The sequence below is a fragment of the Arthrobacter sp. TMP15 genome (genome assembly GCF_039529835.1).
In the GTDB taxonomy this organism is placed as follows: Bacteria; Actinomycetota; Actinomycetes; order Actinomycetales; family Micrococcaceae; genus Specibacter.
The window spans coordinates 1,128,855-1,152,835 of sequence record NZ_CP154262.1 but is presented as its reverse complement, the minus strand read 5'-3'; the positions used below and the strand labels follow the sequence as shown (position 1 = coordinate 1,152,835).

Below are 23,981 nucleotides of genomic sequence, written 5' to 3'. Positions count from 1 at the left end.
AGAGCTAGAGGGCAGGCGCCACAATCACGTTGGTTCCCGCTTCACGGAACGCCTCGAGCTGCTCCGGGGTGACGCGTGAGTCAGTGATGAGATTCCGGCACGCCAACTCCCCCATGGTCGCAAACGCCCGTTTGCCGATCTTGGAGGCGTCAGCCAAAATATAGGCCTCAGATGCGCGTCCGGCCATCTTCGAGTTCACTGACGCCTCTCCCTCATCGTTGGTTGTGGGACCGGCTCCCGGCTCAATGCCGTTCACCCCAATGAACGCGAAGTCCAGCGCCACACGCTGCAGAATCGAGTCGGCGTACGGGCCAACAAGCTCGTATGAGCGAGGGTTCACAATCCCCCCGGTCACCATAATTTTGAAGTTGGGCCTGATGGCCAGCTGAGCTGCAATATTGATGGCGTTAGTGACAACTGTCAGCGTTGGTCTGTTGGACGCGAGAATCAAGTCCTCCCGCGTGGACAATACCTGCGCCAGCGCTGTACTGGTAGTGCCCCCACACAAGCCAATAACGGCTCCAGAGGGAATTAAGGCGCTGGCGGCGTGTGCAATCTGCTGCTTTTCCTCAGCATGATCGTCACGGTTGTATCGTCCCGGAAGGTCATAGGAAACAGAGCCGCTGGTGGCACCGCCACGGGTGCGCGTCAACAGCCGCTCATTGGCCAAGGAGTCCAAATCACGGCGGGCAGTGGCCGGGGAAACACCCAGCTGGGCCACAATCCCATCAACTTCAACCTGGCCGTGAGCGGCCAACAGGTCCAAGATCGCTGTGAGTCGTTCAGTTCTGTTCATGCGCAACTCCTGGACGGCCAACCAGCCGTCTCATCTAGTTTTTAGTAGGGGAAGCACCGGCAAACAACGCCAGCAACCGTGAAACTTCAGGCACCAGGGCCGCACGTCCGGCGCCCAGATACTTGCGCGAATCCACAACCGAAGGATTGGCTGTCAGGTACTCACGCACTGCCCGAGTAAAGAAACCGTTCAGGTGAGTAGAAACGTTAATCTTGGTCATACCTGCTGCAATCGCTGCCACAATGCTCTCATCTGAGACGCCAGATGAGCCATGCAACACTAGCGGCACCTCAAGTACGGCCTTCAACTCCGCGATTCGGCCCAGATTCAAGGCCGCGCTGCGCTCTGTCATGGCATGCGAGGAACCCACAGCAACGGCGAGCGCGTCAACACCTGTCGCAGCAACAAACGCGGCTGCTTCTGCCGGGTCGGTCAGCACACCCGGGGCGTGCGCCCCGTCCTTGCCGCCAACCTTGCCCAGCTCCGCTTCCACATAGACACCCCGCTGGTGGGCATACTCGGTGACACGGGCTGTCACCTCCACATTGTGCGCATACTCAAGGTGGGCGCCGTCGTACATGACGGAACCGAAGCCCAAGTCAACCGCTTCATAGACCAACGCCTCGTCTTCGGCATGGTCAAGGTGCACGGCTACCGGCACAGACGCCTTGCGGGCCGCAGCCAAAGTTGCCAGGGCCACCGGTTCCAGACCACCATGAAACTTTGCGCAATTTTGAGAAATCTGCAAGATAACGGGGAGCCCGGCGGCCTCGGCACCACCGATCAGTCCTTCGAGGGTCTCAAGGTGGATCACGTTGAAGGCGCCCTGCCCCGTACCGGCATTCGCAGCCAGTTCCATGATGGTGCGGGTATTTGTCAAAGCCATGAGGTGCGGTCCTTAGTTCTCTGTAATGATCAGTTTTTTGGCCAATTCAGTGTATTGAGGGGAAATTTCTCCGGCCCCTGGCATGAGCACGGCGGCCGCGCTCCATGCTGTAGCCTGGCGCAGGATTTCGCGCAGGTCATCCACGCCGGTGGCCAGTGCGACGGCGGCCGCACTCACCGCCGCGTCTCCGGCACCCGTGGGGTTGCCACACAGCGGTGCCGGGAGTTTGGCTTGGATGTAGCTACCTGGGTTCTCCGCGCTGAAAGCGAGCATGCCTTCCTCACCCACGCTCACGAGGACCCGTTTGGCACCCATGTCCATCAGTTTTCGCGCGGCCCTGACCAGGTCCTTCTCCCCCACGGCCTCCATGAGCTCGTGGTTGTTGGGCTTGAGCAGGTCGGCCCCGGCCTGGGCTGCAGCCAGAATACCGCTGCCCGAGGTGTCAATGATGGCCGGTATACCGGCACCGTGGGCCAACGCCACGAGCGCGGGATAGAAATCAGCCGGGGCCTGCTCCGGGAGGGAACCGGAGCCCACCAGCACACCGGGGCGGCTCACGCCGTCGGCGGTCTGTAGCCCGTTGAGATTATCTACGACGGCGGCGGCGAGCCCCTGCCATTCGGCGGGCGTGAGAGCGGGTCCAGTTTCGTTGAAAATACTCGTGGTGTTTTCATCTGCCGTATCCACCAGGGCAATGGTCCGCCGGGTCGCTGCCGCCACGGGCACCAGCTGATGCAGAATGCCGGCAGTGACCAGGTCCTGCCGGAATTGTTCACCGGAGGCTCCACCCACTGTGGCGATGGCCAGTGTGGGGTGACCCAGCTGGTGTGCCACACGAGAAACATTCAGGCCCTTGCCCCCGGCCCGGTACAAAGGCGTAGGCACTCGATGCGAGGACCCCAAGTGGATACCGGCAACGGTATAAGTGACATCGACGGCCGGGTTGGGCGTGACCGTCAGAACCACGTTATTGGCGCTCATGCCTGCTCCCCCATTCCAGTGCCAGTACCAGTTCCAAGTCCGGCTCCAGCTCCGGCTCCAACGTTGGGCCCTGGCGTACTAACCTTCTCTGCTGCACTGACGAGGCTGCGCGCCTTTAACGCCGAACCGATGAGCCCAGCGTTCTCACCCAGGGCGGCGTGGACATAGTCAGGGCGGCGATGGAAGGTCAGCAACTCATCCACCCGTGCAGCCAGCGGAACAAAGAGTGCGGCTCCCGCCATCGACAAGCCACCACCTAAGACAACTGTTTCGGTACCCAGGATTGAAACGCATTGGGCCACACTGAACGCCAGTGCATCAATAGCCTGCCTCCAGACAGTGACCGCTGCGGCATCGCCTTTGGCTGCCAGGGCCACCACATCGCGGGCACCGGTTACGGCCTTTCCCGTAGCTTCGGTATAGCGGCGGGCAACCGCTCCTGCAGAACCCAGGGATTCCAGGATCACCAGCTGACCATCCGGCCCCGGCACCATCGCGTGCCCAATCTCCCCGGCATATCCCCCGCCAGCAACTCGGCGCCCGTCACAGAGCACAGCCCCGGCAATACCTGTGCCAATCACCAAAACCAGGGCATCTTTCCGGCCCACAGCGGCACCGAGACGGAATTCAGCTTCACCAGCCATGCCGACGTCGTGCCCAAAACCTACCGGTACCCCCAAAGCCTGTGTCAACGTGGCCGTGAAAGGGAAATCCTTCCAGCCAAGATTGGCCGAGTAAACACCGATCCCGGCTTCCTCATCGACAATGCCCGGCACCGTAACACCGACGGCGCAAATGTTAAGATCCGGGTGCGCTGCACGGTAAAGTTCCGTCAGCTCCACGATCCGCGCGCACACACTGTGACCCGAACGGGTTCCGTCAAGCGGGGTGCGATGGCGTTGAAGATCGCGCACACCCACGTCCCCCGGCACCAGCTCACCTAAAATGATCCCCGATTTCATGTCCGTCCCGCCAACATCAAAGGCCAGTACAACCTCTTTGCCGACCTCATTGCCTACCTCATTGCCTCCGGAAGCGTCCGCCGCAGCGTGAGCACCCGGGCCATGGGACGGATTCATCACAGTTTTCATGAAGTTCAAGTTCTTTCGGGTACAGATGCCCGCGGGCATGGCGTATGGCGGGAAGGTGGTTGGGTAAGCGCTAGGCACCCCACTTCAAGGAAGTGGGGTGCCTAACATTTTAGCCAGAGATCCTGACCCGTACCTGTTTCTAGTCTTCTAAGATGACCGAACGTGACAGGTTGCGCGGCAGATCCGGGTTCATGCCGCGAGCGCGCGCACGCTCCAACGTAACTCGGTGGATGCGCGCAAGCTCAGCCAACGGGTGCGTGGTGGTATTCACGTAGAGGGCACCAGTCTTGGCTACATCGCGGTCCAAACCCTCGGGCTGCTCGCCAAACATCCAGGTGACACGGTTAGGAGCCGCAATGGAGATGGGACCGTGGCGGTATTCCTTGGCCAGGTAGGACTCGGTCCAGCCCTGCACTGCCTCGCGCATCTTCAACCCTGCTTCGTGGGCCAACCCTACTGTCCAGCCGGTGCCCAAGAAAGTGAACTGCTCAGCGTCAATCAGTTCCTGCTCAACGGGGGCAGATACAGCGGTTTTGGCATCCTCAACGGCTGCGCTGAGATCCATGCCAACACTTGTCAAGAGGTATGTGAGCGCTGTTGTGGCAAAGCGGGTCTGCACCACAGAGCGCTCATCGGCGTAGGGAAGTTCAACAACGGCGTCAGCCAGCGTCATGATCGGCGAGTTGGTGTCACCTACCAGGGCAACCGTGTGAATCTTGGACTTGATCGCGGTCAAGATTTCCAAAACCTCAGTGGTGGTTCCCGAGCGGGTGATGGCAATGACAGCGTCATAGCCACGATCGGCGCCCAAGAATGCCTCGGAGGCTGCAAATGCATCCGTAACCCCCTTGCCGGCAGTTTCGCGAGCTGCTGCGTAGCTTTGGGCCATGAACCATGAGGTTCCGCAACCAATAACGGCAACGCGCTGACCGTCGGCCGGGAGCAGGTTTTCGCTTTTGGCTTGGGCAATAGCCTTTGCCCAAACCTCAGGCTGGCTGGTGAGCTCTGCATCCATGAAGGGGCCGAGCTGATTATTCTCACTCATGTTTTGCGTTCTCCTTGATTGGGGCCCGCTAAAGCCGCTACGTGGCACAACGGGGCGTATTGGTTGACCCAACTCTAACATAAGATGCTCAAAAGGTGCATGAAAACGTCATGTTCAATCACTATCCGCCCGTGTGCTTACAGCACGATTCAGGCTCCTGCCTCACCCACAACGTGGAGTGAGCGAGCGTCACAGTAAACACAACGTGGAGTGAGCGAGCGTCAGGACAAACACAACGTGGAGTGAGCGAGCGTCAGGGGGTTAGACCGCCCTGACGCCGGCCCGCCACACCGCGGCCGTCAGCGGAACCCCTGGGCGGTACGCCAAATGTGTGGCGGACGGGGCCTTGAGCATATGCAGATCAGCCCGATGCCCCACAGCGAGGGAACCCACTGCACGTTTCCCGTTTTCATCGAGCCCGGACTCGCGTCCCAGCGCCAGCGCACCCCCATAGGTTGCCGCACGGACCGCCTCATGAACGCTTAGCCGCATCTGCAGGACGGCAGTTGTGACACAAAACGCCATGGATGAGGTGTAAGAAGTCCCTGGATTGCAGTTGGAGGCAAGGGCCAGCGGCACGCCGGCATCCAATAGTTCCCGCCCCGGAGCCAACGGTGCACGGGTGGATAGATCACAAGCCGGAAGCGCCGTGGCGACCGTCCCGCGCTGACCGGACCCGCGCCCTCCATTGGCGCCACCATCCCACCCCGACCATGACTGCGCCAACAGGGACACGTCCTGCTCCGTTAGAAAATTAACGTGATCAACACTTGCCGCGCCGAACTCCACCGCCAGCTTCACGCCGTCGCCATGACCGAGCTGATTGCCATGGACGCGCAATCCCAACCCGGCGTCGCGGCACGCGGAAAGCACCTTTCGGGACTGCTCCGGGCTAAAGGCCCCGCGCTCACAAAACACATCAGCCCACTTGGCATAGGGACGGACCGCCTGGAGCATGTCAGTGCACACAAGCTCGGTGTACTCATCGGCATCCATACCGGCCGGGACCAAGTGGGCTCCCAAATAGGTCACCTCATCGGCAATGGTGCAAGCGATCCGGGCACTGCGGGCCTCCTGATCCACGTCCAGACCGTACCCGGTTTTGGTCTCCAAATACGTGGTGCCCTGCGAAACGGCTTCAGCTACCCTGCCCATGCCAAGACGGGTGAGATCGTAATCGCTGGCGCTCCGTGTTGCCTCCACGGAGACCGCAATCCCGCCAGCACTGTAGCTTTCACCGGCCATGCGCGCCTCAAACTCGGCGGTGCGGTCCCCTGCAAAAATGAGGTGCGTGTGCGAATCCACCCAGCCAGGCAGTACGGCACGTCCCTGGGCATCCGTATGGACATCCGCGGCTGGCGCATCAGCCGTGGGCCCGATCCAGGAGATCCGCTCGCCCTCCAGAACTATTGCGGCGTTGCGAAGCGTGCCGTGCTCTCCGTCTTGTGTCATTAACTCGCCAATGTTGCTGATTAATTCACTCATGCCCTTAGCGTACGACGCCGGGCAGGCACCTTGGGTGCGCGCACCGGGCATTGCGTCTGGCATTACAGATGCCCCCTTATGTGACTTCTCACACATGGCCGCGTGAGACGTCCTACATGATTGGGCCGCCTGTATGACACTACCTGGGTGCTGTCTGGAATTACGGACACCAGGGTGGGCGGGTGGTCATTTAATCGCACCAACCGCCCGGATAATTGCCTCATGACCTTCGTTTCTTTACTTGGCTTTGCCGGGCTGTGCATCATGTTGGCTCTCATCCCGGGGCCGGACACCTTCATGGTGCTGTGTATCTCTTTAAATCGAGTTGGTGCAGGTATCTCTGCAGCCGCGGGATCCGCCACGGGCGCCTTGCTGTGGGGGGCCTTGGTTGGGCTTGGGCTGGCCGCCGTTTTGGAACAGTCCGCAGAAGTTTTTCGCTGGATTAAGGTTGCCGGCGGATTGTATTTGCTGTACTTGGGCATTTCCTCGTTTTTGAAGGCCCGCAGGGCAGTTAAAGCTGGCCTTGCCGCCGGTGGCGCTGCCCATCAGCCTTTGGTTTATAGCAAACGTGCTGGCTATGCTGCCGGGACGGTTTCAACCCTCCTCAATCCCAAAGTGGGTTTGTTTTACCTGGCCGTGGTGCCGCAGTTCATTCCACAGGGCGGGAACACGTTGGCCATGGCCATGATCTTGGGGGCCACCTTGGGCGTGATCGGCTTCTTGTACCTGACGAGCATTGCGATCGTGGCCTACAAAGCCATGAAGTGGCTCCGCAAGCCAAAGGTCAACACCATGATTGAACGCATCAGCAGTGGCGTATTGGCTGTCCTCGGAGTAGGCGTCATAGCCTCCGGCGCGGCAAGCTAACACCGTTTCCGCGGCTTTATTCACAAATCCGGCGCACCCTTCCCCTAGAAGTACCGGCCCCACCCTGGTTTCCTGACCCTGACCAACGCCTACAACGGCGCACAGTAACCCTGCATAGACTAGAGAACATGTCTTCTTTGGTGCCGCCCGATCCCCCGTCCAGTTGTTGCAGTCCCGGCCGGGCAGAGCACGGCGAACACGTCTCCACAGTTCAGCAGCTTTTTTCGCTGGAGGTGCCAGCGTCCACTCCCCATTCCCAGCAGCCCCAAGCGTTCATTCCCCCCGGGAGTTTTGCCATGGGCGACCCGTTCGATGAGGGCTATCCCAACGACGGCGAAACGCCTGTCCACCAGGTTGAGATTTCCGCTTTTCGCATTGACACTACGGCTGTGAGCAACACTGCGTTTGCCGCCTTTATCAACGCCACCGGGTACCGCACTGAGTCTGAGGTCTACGGCAGCTCGGCCGTGTTCCATCTCGCTCTGCAGGCGGATGCTGCGGATGTGCTTGGCTCTGCCGCGGGAACTCCCTGGTGGTTGAATGTCCGTGGCGCTGATTGGGCGCACCCGGCCGGGCCGCGCTCCTCATGGCTGGATATTCCCGATCATCCCGTCACACAGGTCTCCCACAGCGATTCCCTAGCTTATTGCGCCTGGGCGGGGCGCGCCTTACCCACTGAAGCCCAGTGGGAATATGCGGCCCGTGGGGGTCTCCAGCAGAGCCGCTACCCTTGGGGCAATGAGCTCCACGGACTGGATTCCTGCGGCCAGCGCCTGCACCATTGCAACATTTGGCAAGGGGTTTTCCCCACGGAGAACACGTGCGACGACGGATACCTCACCACTGCTCCCGTGAACAGTTTCAAACCCAACGCTTATGGTTTATATCAAACCAGCGGCAATGTGTGGGAGTGGTGCGCTGATTGGTTCCTGCCCAAGTATTACAAGAGCTGTCTGGCCAAGGGCATTGTTACCGATCCGCTCGGACCAACGATTGGCCGTGGGCGGGTCATGCGCGGCGGTTCATATCTGTGCCACGACTCCTATTGCAACCGCTACCGATTGGCTGCTCGAAGCGCTAACTCGCCGGAGTCGGCAAGCGGGAACTTGGGCTTTCGCACCGTCGCAGGGGCCAAGGTCAGCACGGTGGCGTCATCTGATACCTCGCCAATTGCTTTTTGATGCGATCTCAGCTCATGCATCAGACCCAGCGCTTCTAGGGTGGTACTGGTCCTGGCCAGGAATTCTTCGGGTCCACTGACAAGTCCCAAATCGACTGCACGCCAGGCTCCATCGCTTGCCATCACCATGAGCTCTGGCGCAGCAAGCTGTACCACTTTTGCGTGATCCGCAGCTTCCGGTTCCCTCCGGGCAACCCACAGCCGCCCGGGAGTATTGCGCAGTTCTCGGTCGCGTTGCAGTTTTTCCCGCCGGGTCAGGGAGCTATCCCCGCTGCCAATAGCACTGCCAGCACTGCCACTATCACTGCCCGCACTGCCACTATCACTACCCGCACTGCCAGCATTGTCAACGTGGGCGTTTGCTAGCTGTGCCCGCACCAGATGAGTTGCGCCGTCGTGCGTCCTGACCACCACGGAACAGTCCGCCAGACTGGCAATTTCCACGCCCTGTGCATTCAATTGCGCCAGGGACAGCGCCGCACTGGGGAAACGCACACGTTCGTCCCCTACCAACGCGTTTGCAGTAGCGTCAATGGCAGCAAGTGCCCCGGCCAGCACAGCCCTGACCCCCGATCGCCGCGGATCGGTGGGCGCCCCGGCCAGAATGCTGTTCAGCTGGGCAGATAACCACTGCGGATTTGAGGCGGCAGGTAACTCCAGTGGCTCCAACAAGGTGGTGGCGCCGTCAATGACCCACGCATTGGGCCCATTAAAACCGCAGCTGTCCTCCTGTACATGAGAATCGCCCTCGAACTGAACACGTGCCCGGATTTCCCATGCCAACGTCATAGTTTCATCCTGCCACGGACACACCGGTGAGTGGTTATTCGGCTCCCCCGCGAGCGGCAACAAATGCGCGCACGCATGCTTCGACGTCGTCCGCACTGTGGGCGGCCGAGAGCTGAACCCGGATGCGGGCTGCACCTTTAGGAACCACAGGGAAGCTGAAGGCTGTGACAAATACGCCGTGCGCCAGCATGGAATCGGCTACGCGTGCGGCTTCTACGGCATCCCCAAACATGACAGGAACAATGGCGTGCTCGCCCGGGAGCAGCTCAAAGCCTTCCTCGGTCATGCGGCGACGGAACAATGCCGCATTCTCGAAGAGCCGGGTGCGCAATTGCGCCGAATTCGCTACCAACTCAAGCGCCTTAAGAGTTGCCGCAACAATGGCAGGTGCCAGTGAGTTTGAGAACAGGTACGGGCGCGCCTTCTGGCGCAACATGGCCACAATTTCACCGTGCCCGGACACGTAACCACCGGATGCTCCGCCCAGGGCCTTGCCGAAGGTTCCTGTGTAAATATCCACGCGATCACTCACGCCGGCGTGCTCTGGAGTACCTGCACCGGTGGCGCCCATGAAACCTACGGCATGAGAGTCATCCACCATGACCAGGGCGCCGTACTTTTCAGCAAGATCGCAGATGGCTTCCAGCGGGGCCAGGAAACCGTCCATGGAGAATACGCCATCGGTGACAATAATTGTTCGGCGGGCTCCAACACCCTCACGAAGCTGAGCCGCCGCCTGCAGCGCAGTTTCCAGCTCCGCCATGTCCTGATTTGCGTACCGAAAACGGGCGGCCTTGGACAAACGGATGCCGTCAATGATGGAGGCGTGGTTCAGGGAATCGGAGATGATGGCGTCATCGGCACCAAAGAGGGATTCAAAAACGCCACCGTTGGCATCAAAACAAGAGGAGAAAAGAATGGTCTCTTCGGTGCCAAGAAAGTCAGAGACGGCGCGCTCGAGTTCCAGGTGGAGGTCTTGGGTGCCGCAGATGAAGCGAACACTGGCCATTCCGAAGCCGTGGCTGTCCATGGCGGACTTGGCGGCGCCAACGATCTCAGGGTGATCGGCCAACCCCAGGTAGTTATTGGCGCAGAAGTTCAGCACCGGCGCTGCGGGACCGCCCAACGGGCCTGCTAGGACATGGCTGGATTGGGCGGAGGTGATGGCACGCTCGGTTTTAAACAGGCCGGCGGTGCGTATTTCACTTAGTTCGGTGGCGAGCTGGTATTTCATGGCGGTGTACATGGGAACTCCTTGGCTAGTGGTTGGTGTGGGTAAGGAAAAGCTAAGCGAAAACGCTCCAGTCGAGGATCACTTTTCCACCACTGCCGGAACGGGCAATCTCAAAAGCCTGCTCCCATTCGGTGGCGGGCAGAGTGTCTGTGACCACGGAGGCCACGGCTTCACGCAACACCGGATTGGAGGAAAGCATGGCAGACATGGCATACCAGGTCTCAAACATTTCGCGCCCGTAAATACCCTTCAGGGTAAGCATATGAGTGACTACTTTGCTCCAGTTGATGTCAATGGACTCGCTGGGCAGACCAAGCATGGCGATCCGTCCACCATGGTTCATATTGTCTATCATTTCAGGCAATGCCGTGGGGTGGCCTGACATCTCCAAACCAATATCGAAGCCTTCGCACATACCCAATTTCAGTTGCGCATCTCGCAACCGGGTGTTGGAGACGTTCACGGCAAGATCCGCGCCCATCCTTGCAGCCATGGCCAGCCTGGGCTCGGAAACGTCCGTGATGGCGATCTTACGTGCACCTGCGTGCCGCGCTACGGCCACTGCCATCAAACCGATGGGCCCTGCGCCGGTGACAAGGACGTCTTCACCAACCAAGCCGAAGCTCAGCGCTGTGTGAACGGCATTACCCAGCGGGTCAAAGATGGCGCCAAGTTCGGGAGTGACGGAGGCGTCTTTATGAACCCAGACATTGGATTCCGGGATAACCACGTACTGGGCAAACGCTCCATCACGCTGGACACCTACTGAGATCGTGTTGATGCACATGTGCCGGCGTCCTGCGCGGCAGTTGCGACACATTCCGCACACCACGTGACCCTCGCCGGAGACCTTGTCCCCCACGGCTACGTCGTGAACATCGGAACCAATCTCTACAACTTCGCCGTAAAATTCGTGACCGGCGATCAAGGGGGCATTGATGGTTTTAGCGGCCCATGCATCCCACGCCTGGATATGCAGATCCGTGCCGCACAGGCCCGTTGTGTGTACCTGAATTTTCACATCCCGGGTACCTGTTGTGGGCTCGGGTCGGTCAACGAGTTCGAACCCAGCGTGCGGGCCGGATTTGTAGAGTGCTTTCATGTGCGGCAGTCCTGTTCTTGGTTGATTGCTTTGTCCATTACAGCGCTCTAAACCATTTAGCACAATCGAGATTTTCTCCATCATCGATTTAGGGAATGCTAAATGGTAGTTTTGTCAGGTGGAACTTCATCAACTACAAATTCTGCGGGAGCTAGGCGAGCTGGGCAGCGTCAAAGCCGTGGCGGAGACACTCTCCGTCACACCGTCGGCCGTGTCCCAACAAATCTCGCTCCTCCAACGCCAGGTGGACACCCCGTTAACCCGCAAAGAAGGCCGGAATCTGGTGCTGACGGCGGCCGGAAGGGTACTGGCAGATGCTGGCACGGAAGTCATCAATGCCATGGCCGGGGCAAAAGCAGCCATCGGCGCCTACCAGCATGATTCTGGCGGCACTGTCACCATCAGTGGTTTCCACAGCGCCGGGCAGGCCCTGTTCGCCCCGCTAGTACGCCGGTTGGCCACTCTGCGAGCCAGCATGGATGCCACCATAGGCGTAGGCGCTTCGGGCGATGGTGCTTCGGGCACAGACGCTGCGGGCGATGGCGCTGCGGGCGATGGTGCACGCACGGTCGGTTCGCAAGCAGGCGTGCCCCACGTTAGATTCTCGGATGAGGATGTAGCTCAGCACGATTTTCCGGCATTAACTGCCCGCTACGATCTGGTACTTGCGCATCGGATGGACCACAGCCCAGCGTGGCCGGACACGCGAGTACGGGTCATCCCGCTGGCCCACGAACCACTGGATATAGCGGTGGCACCATCCCACCCGCTAGCGGCCAAGGACTCCCTTTCCCCTGAGGATGTGGTTGCCTACCCATGGGTGACAAGCCGCAGCGGCTACTCACCGGCGGATGTCCTCACCGCCATTGGTGCCGTTGCCAGCCGCCCTGTAGAGGTGCTGCACCGCATCAATGACTACTCTTCAGCTGCTGCCTTAGTGTCTACCGGCGAAGTCATTGGCCTGCTCCCCCGCTACACTTCCAGCCCGGCTCTGGCCTCCGGCAGGACACTGGCATCCGGCGGGATGCTTCCCCTTGGCGTGGTGCTGCGTCCGCTGACGGGGATAAGCACCCGGCGCAGAATCGATCTGCTGGCCCGTCCGGAAAATCTCAGGCGTGCCTCCGTGATGTTGGTGGCACAGGCGTTGCAGGATGTCATGGCAGAACTCACTGGCGAATAGGACCTCGCAATAAAAAACGGGCGCTCGCTCCGGCACTGTGCGCCCGTTTTCACGGGACAAAGAGCCGGAGCGAGCGCCCAAGGTTTGCGGAACTCAAGCGGCGGGAAGGTTTAGCCTTCCACGCCCAAGGTCTTCAAGATCAATTCCCGCACACGGCCGGCATCGGCCTGTCCGCGGGTGACCTTCATAACCCCGCCAACAATTGCACCAACCGCCTGAACCTTGCCCCCCCGGATCTTCGCGGCCACATCCGGCTGGGCAGCAAGAGCTTCATCGATCGCGGTCTGGAGGGCGCCATCGTCGGAGACCACGGCCAGGCCACGCTTGGCCACAACCTCGGCGGGCGTACCTTCACCCTCAAGGACGCCGTCGAGCACCTTGCGGGCCAGCTTGTCGTTGATGCTACCTGCGGCAATGAGCTTCTCAATCTCAACCACAACAGCGGGCGTGACACCCAGCGCTGCGGGATCCACGTCAGCAAGCTTGGCACGGCGGGCAATCTCGCCCATCCACCACTTGCGGGCCGCCGCAGCAGAGGCACCAGCCGCTACTGTCTCCTCAATTTCATCCATCAGCCCGGCGTTGACAACATCACGGAATTCCAGATCCGTGTAGCCCCAGTCGGCTTGCAGGCGCTTGCGACGTTCGGCGGGAGGTTCCGGCAAACGCGTGCGCAATTCCTCAACCCAGGCCGCCGAGGTGACGATGGGCACAAGGTCAGGCTCAGGGAAGTACCTGTAGTCGTCAGCATCGGATTTGGGCCGGCCCGATGTTGTGGACTTAGTATCTTCATGCCAGTGCCGGGTTTCCTGGGTGATGAGCACACCAGAGTCCAACACGGCAGCGTGGCGCTGAATCTCAAACTTCACGGCGTTTTCAACCGCCCTCAGAGAGTTCACGTTCTTGGTCTCGGTACGGGTACCGAACTTTTCCTGGCCATAAGGACGAAGGGAAACGTTGGCGTCACAACGGACGTTGCCGCGCTCCATCTTGGCATCCGAAACGCCCAGGTTCTTCACAATTTCCCGAATGGCGGCAACGTAAGCCTTGGCCAACTCGGGAGCACGGGATCCAACACCTTCGATGGGCTTGGTGACAATCTCCACCAGCGGCACACCCGAACGGTTGTAGTCCACCAAGGAGAAATCAGCACCCTGAATACGGCCCGTTGCCCCACCCATATGGGTCAGCTTCCCGGCGTCTTCTTCCATGTGCGCACGCTCAATTTCCACATGAAAAACGGTGCCGTCTTCTAGCTCAATATCGATCCAACCGTCGTAGCAGATGGGATCTTCATACTGTGAAGTCTGGAAGTTTTTAGGCGTGTCCGGGTAGAAATACTGCTTGCGGGCAAAAGTACAGTGCGGTGCGATCTTGCAGTTCAGCGCCAATCCGATCAGGATCGAGGACTCAACAGCTTTCTTGTTCACAACCGGCAGCACACCGGGCAGTCCCAGGCACACTTCATTGACGTTGGAGTTGGGTTCATCGCCAAACACGTTCGGGGCGCTGGAGAACATCTTGGTTTTCGTGTTCAGCTCAACGTGCACCTCAAAGCCCAGAACGGGATCATACTTTTCCATGGCTTCTTCGAAGCTCAAAATGTTCTCAACGCTCATTAGTTAGCCTCCTTGGCTGCGAAAGCGCCCTGGGCGGCGTTTACGCGCTCAGATAACGACGGCGCCTGGTTGAGCATGGTGGTGCCCCACTGGGCTTCCAACATCGATTCCAACACAGCACCCACACGGTAGACGCGGGCATCTTCTCGGGCGGGAGCCAGTAGCTGGATACCTACGGGCAAGCCGTCTTCATCAGCCAAACCGCCGGGCAGGGTCAAGCCGGGGATGCCGGCCAGGTTTGCCGGAATGGTGGCAACGTCTTGCAAGTACATGGACAGCGGATCGTTGATTTTTTCACCCAGCTTGAACGCCGTGGTGGGCGTTGTCGGAGACATCAACACATCTACCTGGGCAAAGGCCGCCTCAAAATCGCGCTGCACAAGTGTGCGCACTTTCTGAGCGGAGCCGTAGTAGGCGTCATAGTAGCCGGCGCTCAACGCATAGGTGCCAAGGATAATCCGGCGCTTAACTTCTGCCCCAAATCCGGCGGCACGAGTAGCCGCCATGACGCGCTCAATGGTGAGCGGACCTTCGGTGGGCAACGTGCGCAAACCAAAGCGGACGCCGTCGAACTTGGCAAGGTTTGAGGAAGCCTCACTTGGCATGATCAGGTAGTAAGCCCCCAATGCGTAACCAAAGTTGGGGCAGGAAACCTCAACGATTTCTGCTCCCGCACTGCGCAGCAATTCAACCGATTCGTTGAACCTGTTTTCCACACCATTCTGGAAACCTTCGCCGTGCAATTCCTTAATGACACCAATTTTCATGCCCTTGACATTGCCCATACGCGCAGCCGCAACCAGACCGGTTGAGGGATCACTCAGCGAGGTGGAATCCTGAGGATCGTGGCCGCCAATGACTTCTTGTAACAAGGCCGAGTCCAGAACAGTCCGTGAAACGGGACCAATTTGGTCTAACGAAGAAGCCATCGCGATGGCCCCGTAGCGTGAGACTGCACCATAGGTGGGCTTGACGCCCACCGTGCCGGTCACGGAACCGGGCTGGCGGATGGAGCCGCCAGTGTCGGTGCCCAAAGCCAGGGGTGCTTCAAAGGAGGCCACTGCGGCAGCCGATCCACCGCCTGAACCACCGGGGATCCGGTCAAGATCCCACGGGTTGCGGGTGGGGCCGTAGGCGGAGTGCTCTGTGGAGGAACCCATAGCGAATTCGTCCAGGTTGGTCTTACCCAGCATCGGCATGCGCGCAGCACGGATCTTCTTGATCACCGTGGCGTCGTAAGGGCTCATCCAGCCCTCAAGAATTTTCGACGCTGCCGTGGTGGGCTGGCCCTTAGTGACAATCAAGTCCTTGATGGCGATCGGCACACCGGCCAGCTCATGCAATTCCTCGCCAGCGGCACGGCGCGCATCAACGTCGGCGGCAACCTCGAGTGCTTCCTGGGTATTGATGTGCAGGAACGCATTGAGACCGCGTTCACCACCGTCAACCTCAGCAATACGGTCAAGGTGCGCCTGGGTCAGCTCTACGGCTGAAACCTCATTGGCGGCTAATTTAGCGGCCATTTCGGCCGCGCTGGAACGGATCAAATCATGTGCATTCATGGATCAGCTTTCCTCCAGAATTGCTGGAACTTTAAAGCGTCCATCAGCAGAATCGGGTGCCCCGGACAGGGCTTCTTCAGCGGTGAGCACGTGGCCAACCACGTCTTCACGCATGACATTTGTCAGTGGAATTGGGTGCGAGGTGGCGGGAATATCATCCCCGGCAACCTCACTGACGCTCTTCACTGAATCCACTATCACTGCCAGCTCTGTGGCCATGCGGTCCAGTTCGTCGTCACTCATCTCGATGTGAGCCAGTTGCGCTAGGTGCGCCACGTCCTCACGGTTGATCGCAGCCATGGATCTCCCCTGTAAGCAAAAGATTAATTGTGTCCCTTCTAGCTTAGTCTCCTTGCCACATAAAGATTTCCAGGAGCCCCGGCTCACATACACCGTGCACCTGAGTGCTACATCACAGTTTGGCAACAACTATCCAAAAGGACAGAAACTCGTAGCATTTCTTTTGTTAGTAGAGTTTACTAACATCCATGAACAACTCCAGGAACCGCTACAGAACCGCAGGAGAAGGCCTACCCAGCCTGCCCTCGGATGGCCGAGCCCACAACCTCACCCTCGCGCTCCGCACCCTGCACGCAGCAGGACCCATGAGCCGGGCAGACCTGTCCCGCGCCATGGGCTTGACACGGGTGACCATCTCCGATTTGGTCACCGAGCTCATTGCCCGCGGGCACGCTGTGGAATTGGGCCTTGATGAAACAGTTCGTCCCGGAAAACCGGCAATATTGGTAGACATCAACCGGCACGGACTGCAAATCATCGGCCTTGATTTGACTGAGAATGCCATTCTGCGCGCAGCCGTCATGGATCTAGACGGCATGATCCTCGCCAGCTTTGCCAGGCCCATCACCAACGAAACCGGCGAACAGCTGACCGCTCTGATTGTGGAACTGGCCCAGTCCGCCGTCGAACTGGCTACCGAAACGTTGCTGGGTATTGGCGTCGGCTCCCCCGGCATCGTGGATTCAGCGGGGGTGGTTCTCACTGCCCCGAACCTTGGTTGGACAAACGTTCCGCTGCAGGCCATTATTCAGGAAGCCACCGGGCTCCCCACTCTTGTGCACAACGATGCCGACGCCGCTGTTCACGGCGAATACACCTTTGGTCACGGCGCTGATGACATGATCCTGGTCCGAATTGGCCGCGGTGTTGGTTCCAGCCTGATGGTGGGAGGGGTACGCGCCCGTGGCGTTCACTCGGCCGCAGGCGAGATCGGCCATGTCACCGTCGGAGCTCCGGAGGCAGACGCCATCGTATGCCAGTGCGGGCGAACAGGCTGCCTGGAAACCTGGCTATCGGTCCCCGCCTTGCAAGCAGCTCTTGCCGCGACCGCCCAAGAACATGACCCCAAAAAAGCCGCAGATGCAGTGTTGCACACGGCCGGGGAACGACTCGGAATTGCCCTTGCCCCCATTGTTGCGGCGCTTGATCTGGCAGAGGTTGTCCTCTGTGGTCCGCCGCAGCTATTGGAAGGGGCGCTGCTAGAAGGCGTCCGCGAAACGCTCGCTCACAGAGTACTTCGCCTCATACCACCCCCAACAAACGTCCGGCTCACGGACGAACCGGAAAATACTGTTCTGCGAGGAACTGCCGTCATGGTCCTTTCCAACCAGTTGGGAGTGGATTGAATCACCTGCACCATCCCGTTCAGGCACGGATTACCTCTAAGTAGTCACGGCCGCCCCTTTTGAGAGGTACAGCATGAAAAAGAAGTACATAGGAGTAGCAGCCGTCGCGGCCGCCACTCTGGCATTATCAGCTTGCGGAGGCTCCACCGCAGCAAACAACCCGGCCGACAACGCTGATCGCTCCATCACGTTGTGGCTGGTTGGTGGCGACACCAGCGATGATCTGCGCACCTACTTGACCGATACGTTCAAGACTAAGACCGGCGCCACGTTGAAGATTGAAGAGCAGGGCTGGGGTGACATCGTTACTAAAATGACCACAGCCATGCCGGATGCCAAGAACACTCCGGATGTAGTGGAAATGGGCAACACCCAGTCACCCACCTTCACCAACATCGGCGCATTCAGCGATATTTCGGATATGTATGAAGAATTGGGGGGCGAGAAGCTCCTGCCGTCCTTCGTTGAAGCAGGTGCCGTGGATGGCAAGAACTACACCTTGCCTTACTACTTCGGCTCGCGCTACATGTTCAACCGCACGGATGTCTGGACGGAAGCCGGTGTCCAAACGCCCAAGACGCTGGATGAGTTCAACTCAGCTGTACAGACAATCACCGAGAAAAACCCGCGCGACATCAAGGACTTCTCGGGTTTCTTCTTGGGTGGTCAAGACTGGCGTAACGGCGTCTCCTGGATCTTCGCCAACGATGGCGACTTGGCCAAGAAGCAGGACGGCAAGTGGGTTTCCACCTTGTCTGACCCGAACACGATCAAGGGCCTGACTCAGCTCCAAGGCATCTACAAGAACGCCTCCAAGGCACCTGCAGATGCTAAGGATGCCACTCCGTGGTTGTACATCAACGACACTGACGTGATCCTCGATGATGACGGCAAGCCCACTGGCGAGACCAACCTCGCTGCAGCCACCATCATGGCTCCGGGCTGGGCTCACTGGTCCATTGGTGACGCTGTGAAGAAGGATGGCAAGGATGCTCGCGAGTGGAACGATAAGACCTTTGGTGCTTTTGTTCTCCCCGGCAATGACGGCAAGCCCGCCCCGGTTTTGGCAGGTGGCTCCAACATTGGTATCTCCGCTGCATCCAAGAACCAGGACTTGGCCAAGGAACTGATGCGCATTATCTACTCCGCTGACTACCAGAAAAAGCTCGGTGGCGCAGGCCTCGGCCCGGCTAACGCCGAATACGTAGATGCTCTTGGCACAGACCAGTTCGCCAAGGCTGCCATTGCCTCAGCCTCCAACTCCAAGCTAACCCCCGCCGCTCCGGGCTGGGCAGCTGTTGAGTCCTCCTCAATTCTGGAAGAGTTCTTCGGCAAGATCCGTGACACGGATGATCTGGCTGCTCTGGCCAAGGAATACGACGAAAAGATCACCCCGAAACTGAACTTGAAGTAAACATAGTTAGCGGTGGCCGAGGCGAAGAACCTCGGCCACCGCATCTTTTCGCCACCGCAAGAAAAAACTGCCCCGCAGGCAGGAGAACCACGGCCACCGCCGTCACGAAAGGCCCCCTATGTCCACGGACGCCCCAGCGCCTCCAGCTACTCGCAGAATGAGTAGGCCGGCCCCGTCGAACAGTTTCGTCCCACGCAAGAAAAAGACTTCTAAGGTCCCTTTCTTCCTCATTTTGCCCACCATTATTGTCCTGCTTGCAGCACTGGGCTATCCCGTGATTTGGCAGACCATCACTAGCTTCCAGGAATTTGGTCTCAAGCAACAGTTTGGCGTCCAACCCGAATTTGTTGGTTTGGCTAATTACACTGCCTTGCTCACTAACCAGGAATTCTGGGTTGTCCTTGGCCGTTCGCTGCTTTACTGCTTCATCTGTGCCGGCGCAACCGTACTCATCGGAGGCTCACTAGCCTTGCTGATGAAACGGGTTGGCACCTTCGCTCGGCTGGTATTACAAGTTTCCCTGCTCCTAGCCTGGGCCATGCCCATCGTGGCGGCCATGACCGTATGGGTTTGGCTTATTGATTGGCGCCGCGGCGTCCTTAACTGGCTACTCGTCCAGTTTGGCATCGATGCCCAAGGCCACAACTGGTTAGCGGACCCGGTCACGTTCTTCATCATCGCCGTCGTCATCGTTGTGTGGATCAGCGTGCCCTTCGTGGCCTTGAGTATCTACGCGGGCCTAACCCAGATTTCCGGCGAAGTCCTCGAGGCCGCGGCTATAGACGGCGCCAGCGGTTGGCAGCGTACCCGGTTTATCATCATGCCGCTGATTGCCCCGGTGCTCTCCATCGTGTTGCTGTTGCAACTCATCTGGGACTTGCGTGTGTTCACACAGATCAAGCTGCTCCAGGATGCCGGTGGCATCGCGAACGAGACAAACCTGCTTGGCACCTACATCTACCAGCTAGGTGTTGGCTCAGGTGATTTCGGTACGGCCAGCGCCGTTTCCATTCTGCTTTTGATCATCACCGTTGCCATCAGCTGGTACTACGTCCGCTCCCTGATGAAGGAAGAAGTATAAAATGCGGCTGAAATCCGTCTCCAACACCCTATACACGTTGCTGGCATTGGTGGTTGCTGCCCTGTGGGCGTTCCCCGTCTACTGGATGTTCAACTCATCTTTTCTGCCAAACATCGTCTTGCAGTCCACAACACCGACTTTTCTGCCTTTCGGCGGGTCGCTGGATAACTTCAAGAATGCCCTCAGCGATGGCACATTCATGAAGGCACTTGGCATTTCATTGGCCGTCACCCTGACTACCGTTGCGGCTGTGCTGATTATTGCTTTCCTTGGTGCGCTGTCCATCAGCCGTTTCAAGTTCAAGGGCCGGAAGTCTTTCATTCTTGCCTTGCTGCTGATCCAGATGCTCCCCGCTGAAGGAATGTTCATTGCCCAGTACAAGATGATGAGCTCGGTTGGCATGCTGAACAACATCATTGGGCTGACAGTTCTTTACACGGCGGCAGTAGTCCCGTTCACGGTGTGGATGCTGCGTGGGTTCGTTGCCGGCGTTCCGGCAGAACTTGAAGAGGCCGCCATGGTTGACGGGCTTTCCCGTACGCAGGCATTCTTGAAGATCACCTTCCCGCTGCTCGCCCCAGGCTTGGTGGCATCCGGAGTGTACGCATTTTTGCAGGCATGGAACGAGTTCACGGTGGCATTGGTCATTATGACCGAGGACCAAAGCAAAACGCTGCCGCTCTGGTTGCGCGGCTTTGTTCAGGCTTCGGCCAACCGTGAAACGGACTGGGGCATGGTGATGGCCGCCTCAATGCTGGTAGCCGTTCCGGTGATTATCTTCTTCTTGATTGTCCAGGGCAAAATGAGCTCCGGTCTTGTCAGCGGTGCGGTGAAAGGCTGATGGTTATGAAATCTTCCCAACTTCGACGTTTGGCTGCCGGATCACTGATGCCAGGATTTGTTGGCACCACGGCACCGCAATGGCTTCTTGAAGCGTTCGACGACGGTTTGGCCGCGGTGTGCTTGTTTGGCACCAACCTGCAGTCATGGGAGCAGTTGAGTGATTTGTGCACTCAATTACGCCAACGCGCACCCCACGCGTTGCTTTCAGTTGACGAAGAGGGCGGTGACGTCACACGGCTGCATTACCTGACCGGCTCAAACCAACCAGGCAATGCCGTCTTGGGCCGCCTGAATGATCTGGAAGCCACCACCGCCTCAGCCGCAGCGATAGCTAGTGAACTTGCCGCTTTTGGCATCAATTTGAATCTGGCCCCCGATGCGGATGTGAACTCCGCAGCAGATAACCCTGTCATTGGATCGCGGAGCTTCGGCGCCTCGCCGGCGCTTGTGTCTGCACACACCATTGCGTGGATTGACGGGATGCAGAGCACCGGCGTGGCAGCGTGTGCCAAGCATTTCCCGGGGCACGGAGACACCTCCACTGATTCCCATGTGGATCTACCCCGCATTTTAGTGGATGCGCAAACGCTGGCGGCGCGGGAGTTGTTGCCTTTCCAGGCGGCAGCGGCTGCCGGAGTGGCAAGTATTATGACCAGCCACATCATCGTTGACGCTTTGGATCCGCAGAATCCAGCCACGTTCTCGCGCATTGTGCTGATGGATGTGCTGCGCGGCCAGCTGGGCTTCACTGGCGCTATCATCACAGACGCGCTGGATATGGTGGGCGCCTCCGGAGAGATCGGCGTTCCGGCAGCAGCGGTTAAGGCTCTAGCTGCTGGCGCTGACCTGCTGTGCATTGGTTCGGAAACAACACAAGAGCAGTACCTGCAGGTTCTTGATGCCATCGAGGCTGCTGTTGTGGATGGAACTCTTCCGCTCTCACGCCTGCGCGATGCTGCTGACCGCACTGCGGAATTGGAAGCCAACTACCCCGCCACGGTCAGCCTGACACCGGAGGCTATTTCGGCACCGGATCCTGTTCCCACACCAGGAGGCATCCGTGCCGCCTTTGAGGTCACACCCAAAGCCGTATCCTGGCTGGAAGACCCCTCGGATGCTGCCCTGGTTCAGGTTGAAACCACCACCAACTACGCTGTGGGAGTGGTCCCCTGGGGACCTGCGGCAACGGGTGCCACGGTTGACGTTGCTCAGCTTGTGCCTGGACAAAAGGTGGCTGTTTCCGGACGTGGACTGGCCAAGGACCACCAGGTGTGGGAAGTTGCACAGACGTTGCGCGCTGCGGGACACCACACCATAGTGGTGGAATGCGGATGGCCTCGCGGTGGCGCCGATATTGTCACCTATGGGGCCTCACTTGCCGTCTCCGAAGCCCTCGTGGAGCTGCTTAGCTAGGCTGCCACTTCGCTAAACTTATACTTCCAAGCGGTACACGCGCAGCATTTTGCCATTCTCCGGGACGGGCCAGTCTCGCTCGGGCACCCTAACGAATCCCATCTTCTGGTACAGCGCATGGGCACCATGCCAGTCATCGCCGGTGGTCAGGCTCACCGCGTTGATACCGTCCATGGCACGTGCTCTCTCCAGAATTGCCGCTACCATGGCTGTCCCGGCACCGCTGCGTTGAATAGCCGGGTCCACCACCAACAGGCGGAACTCGAGTTCATCCGGCAGTGCAATATCAGCCCAGACATCTCCAAACACGGCCAGGGTCGCCGAGCCGACCACCACTTGCGCACTTTCGGCAACAATGACAGTTGCCACAGCTGCCCGCTCCCCTACACGTAGGATCTTCTGCATATAGGGGTATTCAATGCTGTCAAAGTAGCCGGCGCCAAGGTATGCCTCGGCCGTAATCCGGGCCACTATCTCATAATCTGCTTCGGTGATGGGCCGGACAATCTGTGTCATGTCTCTAGTTTCTCTGGATGCTAATGCCTGGTGAATGCGCCACCACGGTGGAACGTGCCTTCCTAGTCTTCCGTATCGAGGTGTCACTGAGGAAATTCGTAGCCATTTCGCCGCATTTTCAGGCCACCAGGAAGAAAAACGACGCCCACATCCGCAGAATCTCCTAATCCTGATTCGTTTAAGCAGCTCCTGTGGGTGTTCGGGCCAAACACCCACAGGAGCTGCTTAAACGAAATGAAGGGCAGGGGCAGATGCCGCGAACCTGTGGATAACCGGCCGCAGGGTGGGCGTTTCTAGGCAAGACTTGATAGATGGTTAGCAGACCGCCACTTCCTGCCGCGTTGGGACGGAGGTCCTTCACTTACGAAGAAGGGCTCTCCGCCGGTGCGACCCTGAGCAGGATGCGCGCCAAGGACCTCTCCAGTCCCAGCCGGCAAGTTCGGGTGCCGCGGGGAGAATCGCAGAATCTACTTGACCGGGTTCGCCCGTATATTGCATTGTGTGATCGTGGCTGCATCTCCCATGTCACGGCTGCCCAATTACATGGGATGCCGCTTCCGTGGTTCGAGCAAGATATCAAAACTGTCCACATCACCCGGCCCGCCGCATCAGTTCAGCCGCGGCGCAAGCACATCATTGGGCATAGCATCAGACTGCCGGGGGAAGACATCATGGACTTTGGCGGTGTACCTGTAACAACCCCCGCCCGGACGTTCTTAGATCTGGGTCACATCCTGGATCTGCAAACGCTTGTTGCCGTTGCAGATTTTCTGATTTGTGCGCACAATCGGCATTTTGAGCCACCAAAGTTAGCCATCATCTCCGCTGCCGAACTGCGCGCCTACATCGCCAGTAAGCACAATGTCCGCGGTCTCACCAAGGCCAGAGCCGCCGTGGAGTTGATGCGTGTTGGTGTGGACTCGCCGAGGGAAACTCGTTTGCGCCTGCTCTTACAGCGGGCGGGGCTTCCCACATTCACCACAAATTACTCCATAGCCGGGGATCCACCGGTGGCACCTGACCTTGCCTGCGAAGAGTACAAGACATGCGCTGAGTATGAAGGGGACATCCACAAGACATCCCAGAAACAGCTTTTCGACCGCAACCGGGATGTGCGCACGGCCGCTAGAGGCTGGCAACAAGTAAAGGTATACAAATCCGATATGCAGCGAGGTGACGCGTTTGTCATCGCCATGGTCGCAAAAGCCCTCAAGCAACAGGGCTGGCATCCAGGCTGAGAAAAATTAGCGG

21 protein-coding genes are annotated in these 23,981 nt (G+C 58.9%); 9 read left to right on the top strand and 12 right to left on the bottom strand.

Annotated features, from left to right (window positions below; translation table 11 throughout):
• Window positions 1–4 precede the first annotated feature (4 nt).
• From AAFM46_RS05010 to hutI, 6 genes are all read right to left on the bottom strand, one after another.
• The gene (locus AAFM46_RS05010; protein ID WP_283530180.1) at window positions 5–796 is read right to left on the bottom strand and encodes a DeoR/GlpR family DNA-binding transcription regulator; all 792 of its coding nucleotides are present in this window, start codon (window positions 794–796) and stop codon (window positions 5–7) included.
• A 34-nt stretch (window positions 797–830) separates the two neighbouring features.
• Window positions 831–1,682, bottom strand: a complete 852-nt coding sequence (locus tag AAFM46_RS05005) for a class II fructose-bisphosphate aldolase (RefSeq protein WP_343319911.1) — start codon at window positions 1,680–1,682, stop codon at window positions 831–833.
• 12 nt (window positions 1,683–1,694) lie between these two features.
• Window positions 1,695–2,663, bottom strand: coding sequence for a hexose kinase (locus tag AAFM46_RS05000; RefSeq protein ID WP_343319910.1), 969 nt, complete (start codon window positions 2,661–2,663; stop codon window positions 1,695–1,697).
• Window positions 2,660–3,754, bottom strand: coding sequence for an ROK family protein (locus AAFM46_RS04995; protein WP_343319909.1), 1,095 nt, complete (start codon window positions 3,752–3,754; stop codon window positions 2,660–2,662). The genes AAFM46_RS05000 and AAFM46_RS04995 overlap by 4 nt, the downstream gene beginning before the upstream one ends.
• Before the next feature lie 139 nt (window positions 3,755–3,893).
• Complete coding sequence (locus tag AAFM46_RS04990) at window positions 3,894–4,799, bottom strand: SIS domain-containing protein (RefSeq protein ID WP_343319907.1); 906 nt, start codon at window positions 4,797–4,799, stop codon at window positions 3,894–3,896.
• A 261-nt stretch (window positions 4,800–5,060) separates the two neighbouring features.
• Window positions 5,061–6,284 carry an imidazolonepropionase gene (gene hutI / locus AAFM46_RS04985; RefSeq protein ID WP_343319906.1) on the bottom strand — a complete coding sequence of 408 codons (1,224 nt, stop codon included), beginning with the start codon at window positions 6,282–6,284 and terminating at the stop codon, window positions 5,061–5,063.
• Between the two features lie 222 nt (window positions 6,285–6,506).
• Between hutI and AAFM46_RS04980 the strand changes: the two genes are divergently transcribed.
• Together AAFM46_RS04980 and AAFM46_RS04975 are read left to right on the top strand one after the other, a co-directional pair.
• The gene (locus AAFM46_RS04980) at window positions 6,507–7,151 is read left to right on the top strand and encodes a LysE family translocator (RefSeq protein WP_343319904.1); all 645 of its coding nucleotides are present in this window, start codon (window positions 6,507–6,509) and stop codon (window positions 7,149–7,151) included.
• A gap of 128 nt (window positions 7,152–7,279) precedes the next feature.
• On the top strand, window positions 7,280–8,332 hold the full coding sequence (locus tag AAFM46_RS04975; RefSeq protein WP_343319903.1) for a formylglycine-generating enzyme family protein: 1,053 nt from the start codon (window positions 7,280–7,282) through the stop codon (window positions 8,330–8,332).
• 822 nt (window positions 8,333–9,154) lie between these two features.
• Here AAFM46_RS04975 and AAFM46_RS04970 read toward each other — a convergent pair.
• Entirely contained in the window at window positions 9,155–10,366 is a 1,212-nt protein-coding gene (locus AAFM46_RS04970) for a glycine C-acetyltransferase (protein ID WP_343319902.1), read from the bottom strand.
• 40 nt (window positions 10,367–10,406) lie between these two features.
• Window positions 10,407–11,456 carry an L-threonine 3-dehydrogenase gene (tdh, locus tag AAFM46_RS04965; RefSeq protein WP_283530198.1) on the bottom strand — a complete coding sequence of 350 codons (1,050 nt, stop codon included), beginning with the start codon at window positions 11,454–11,456 and terminating at the stop codon, window positions 10,407–10,409.
• A gap of 118 nt (window positions 11,457–11,574) precedes the next feature.
• On the opposite strand from tdh, the gene AAFM46_RS04960 reads away from it, so the two are divergent.
• Window positions 11,575–12,636 (top strand): LysR family transcriptional regulator, encoded by a 1,062-nt coding sequence (locus AAFM46_RS04960; RefSeq protein ID WP_343319901.1) that lies wholly within the window; start codon window positions 11,575–11,577, stop codon window positions 12,634–12,636.
• A 110-nt stretch (window positions 12,637–12,746) separates the two neighbouring features.
• On the opposite strand, the gene gatB is transcribed toward AAFM46_RS04960, so the two are convergent.
• The 3 genes from gatB to gatC are packed head-to-tail and all read right to left on the bottom strand — an operon-like array spanning window position 12,747 to window position 16,117.
• The gene (gatB, locus tag AAFM46_RS04955) at window positions 12,747–14,255 is read right to left on the bottom strand and encodes an Asp-tRNA(Asn)/Glu-tRNA(Gln) amidotransferase subunit GatB (protein WP_283530202.1); all 1,509 of its coding nucleotides are present in this window, start codon (window positions 14,253–14,255) and stop codon (window positions 12,747–12,749) included.
• Complete coding sequence (gatA, locus tag AAFM46_RS04950; RefSeq protein WP_283530204.1) at window positions 14,255–15,817, bottom strand: Asp-tRNA(Asn)/Glu-tRNA(Gln) amidotransferase subunit GatA; 1,563 nt, start codon at window positions 15,815–15,817, stop codon at window positions 14,255–14,257. The genes gatB and gatA overlap by 1 nt, the downstream gene beginning before the upstream one ends.
• Window positions 15,818–15,820: 3 nt before the next feature.
• A complete protein-coding gene (gatC, locus tag AAFM46_RS04945) occupies window positions 15,821–16,117 on the bottom strand; it encodes an Asp-tRNA(Asn)/Glu-tRNA(Gln) amidotransferase subunit GatC (RefSeq protein WP_283530206.1) in 297 nt (98 codons plus the stop codon).
• A 188-nt stretch (window positions 16,118–16,305) separates the two neighbouring features.
• Between gatC and AAFM46_RS04940 the strand changes: the two genes are divergently transcribed.
• From AAFM46_RS04940 to AAFM46_RS04920, 5 genes are all read left to right on the top strand, one after another.
• Entirely contained in the window at window positions 16,306–17,463 is a 1,158-nt protein-coding gene (locus tag AAFM46_RS04940; RefSeq protein ID WP_343319900.1) for an ROK family transcriptional regulator, read from the top strand.
• Between the two features lie 73 nt (window positions 17,464–17,536).
• Entirely contained in the window at window positions 17,537–18,877 is a 1,341-nt protein-coding gene (locus AAFM46_RS04935; protein ID WP_343319899.1) for an extracellular solute-binding protein, read from the top strand.
• Between the two features lie 157 nt (window positions 18,878–19,034).
• Window positions 19,035–19,958 carry a sugar ABC transporter permease gene (locus tag AAFM46_RS04930; protein ID WP_283530213.1) on the top strand — a complete coding sequence of 308 codons (924 nt, stop codon included), beginning with the start codon at window positions 19,035–19,037 and terminating at the stop codon, window positions 19,956–19,958.
• Window position 19,959: 1 nt separating this feature from the next.
• The gene (locus tag AAFM46_RS04925) at window positions 19,960–20,799 is read left to right on the top strand and encodes a carbohydrate ABC transporter permease (protein WP_283530215.1); all 840 of its coding nucleotides are present in this window, start codon (window positions 19,960–19,962) and stop codon (window positions 20,797–20,799) included.
• Between the two features lie 5 nt (window positions 20,800–20,804).
• Window positions 20,805–22,214 (top strand): glycoside hydrolase family 3 N-terminal domain-containing protein, encoded by a 1,410-nt coding sequence (locus AAFM46_RS04920; protein ID WP_343319898.1) that lies wholly within the window; start codon window positions 20,805–20,807, stop codon window positions 22,212–22,214.
• An 18-nt stretch (window positions 22,215–22,232) separates the two neighbouring features.
• Here the strand turns inward: AAFM46_RS04920 and AAFM46_RS04915 are convergent, their stop codons facing one another.
• Entirely contained in the window at window positions 22,233–22,730 is a 498-nt protein-coding gene (locus tag AAFM46_RS04915; RefSeq protein ID WP_283530219.1) for a GNAT family N-acetyltransferase, read from the bottom strand.
• Between the two features lie 311 nt (window positions 22,731–23,041).
• Here AAFM46_RS04915 and AAFM46_RS04910 point away from each other — a divergent pair, with 311 nt between their 5' ends.
• Complete coding sequence (locus AAFM46_RS04910; protein WP_283530221.1) at window positions 23,042–23,968, top strand: hypothetical protein; 927 nt, start codon at window positions 23,042–23,044, stop codon at window positions 23,966–23,968.
• Window positions 23,969–23,981 lie beyond the last annotated feature (13 nt).

Bases quoted from the DNA above. Each gene is read 5' to 3' on its own strand.
- AAFM46_RS05010 (WP_283530180.1), bottom strand. From the start codon at position 796: ATGAACAGAACTGAACGACTCACAGCGATCTTGGACCTGTTGGCCGCT.
- AAFM46_RS05005 (WP_343319911.1), bottom strand. From the start codon at position 1,682: ATGGCTTTGACAAATACCCGCACCATCATGGAACTGGCTGCGAATGCC.
- AAFM46_RS05000 (WP_343319910.1), bottom strand. From the start codon at position 2,663: ATGAGCGCCAATAACGTGGTTCTGACGGTCACGCCCAACCCGGCCGTC.
- AAFM46_RS04995 (WP_343319909.1), bottom strand. From the start codon at position 3,754: ATGAAAACTGTGATGAATCCGTCCCATGGCCCGGGTGCTCACGCTGCG.
- AAFM46_RS04990 (WP_343319907.1), bottom strand. From the start codon at position 4,799: ATGAGTGAGAATAATCAGCTCGGCCCCTTCATGGATGCAGAGCTCACC.
- hutI (WP_343319906.1), bottom strand. From the start codon at position 6,284: ATGAGTGAATTAATCAGCAACATTGGCGAGTTAATGACACAAGACGGA.
- AAFM46_RS04980 (WP_343319904.1), top strand. From the start codon at position 6,507: ATGACCTTCGTTTCTTTACTTGGCTTTGCCGGGCTGTGCATCATGTTG.
- AAFM46_RS04975 (WP_343319903.1), top strand. From the start codon at position 7,280: ATGTCTTCTTTGGTGCCGCCCGATCCCCCGTCCAGTTGTTGCAGTCCC.
- AAFM46_RS04970 (WP_343319902.1), bottom strand. From the start codon at position 10,366: ATGTACACCGCCATGAAATACCAGCTCGCCACCGAACTAAGTGAAATA.
- tdh (WP_283530198.1), bottom strand. From the start codon at position 11,456: ATGAAAGCACTCTACAAATCCGGCCCGCACGCTGGGTTCGAACTCGTT.
- gatB (WP_283530202.1), bottom strand. From the start codon at position 14,255: ATGAGCGTTGAGAACATTTTGAGCTTCGAAGAAGCCATGGAAAAGTAT.
- gatA (WP_283530204.1), bottom strand. From the start codon at position 15,817: ATGAATGCACATGATTTGATCCGTTCCAGCGCGGCCGAAATGGCCGCT.
- gatC (WP_283530206.1), bottom strand. From the start codon at position 16,117: ATGGCTGCGATCAACCGTGAGGACGTGGCGCACCTAGCGCAACTGGCT.
- AAFM46_RS04940 (WP_343319900.1), top strand. From the start codon at position 16,306: ATGAACAACTCCAGGAACCGCTACAGAACCGCAGGAGAAGGCCTACCC.
- AAFM46_RS04935 (WP_343319899.1), top strand. From the start codon at position 17,537: ATGAAAAAGAAGTACATAGGAGTAGCAGCCGTCGCGGCCGCCACTCTG.
- AAFM46_RS04930 (WP_283530213.1), top strand. From the start codon at position 19,035: ATGAGTAGGCCGGCCCCGTCGAACAGTTTCGTCCCACGCAAGAAAAAG.
- AAFM46_RS04925 (WP_283530215.1), top strand. From the start codon at position 19,960: ATGCGGCTGAAATCCGTCTCCAACACCCTATACACGTTGCTGGCATTG.
- AAFM46_RS04920 (WP_343319898.1), top strand. From the start codon at position 20,805: ATGAAATCTTCCCAACTTCGACGTTTGGCTGCCGGATCACTGATGCCA.
- AAFM46_RS04915 (WP_283530219.1), bottom strand. From the start codon at position 22,730: ATGACACAGATTGTCCGGCCCATCACCGAAGCAGATTATGAGATAGTG.
- AAFM46_RS04910 (WP_283530221.1), top strand. From the start codon at position 23,042: ATGGTTAGCAGACCGCCACTTCCTGCCGCGTTGGGACGGAGGTCCTTC.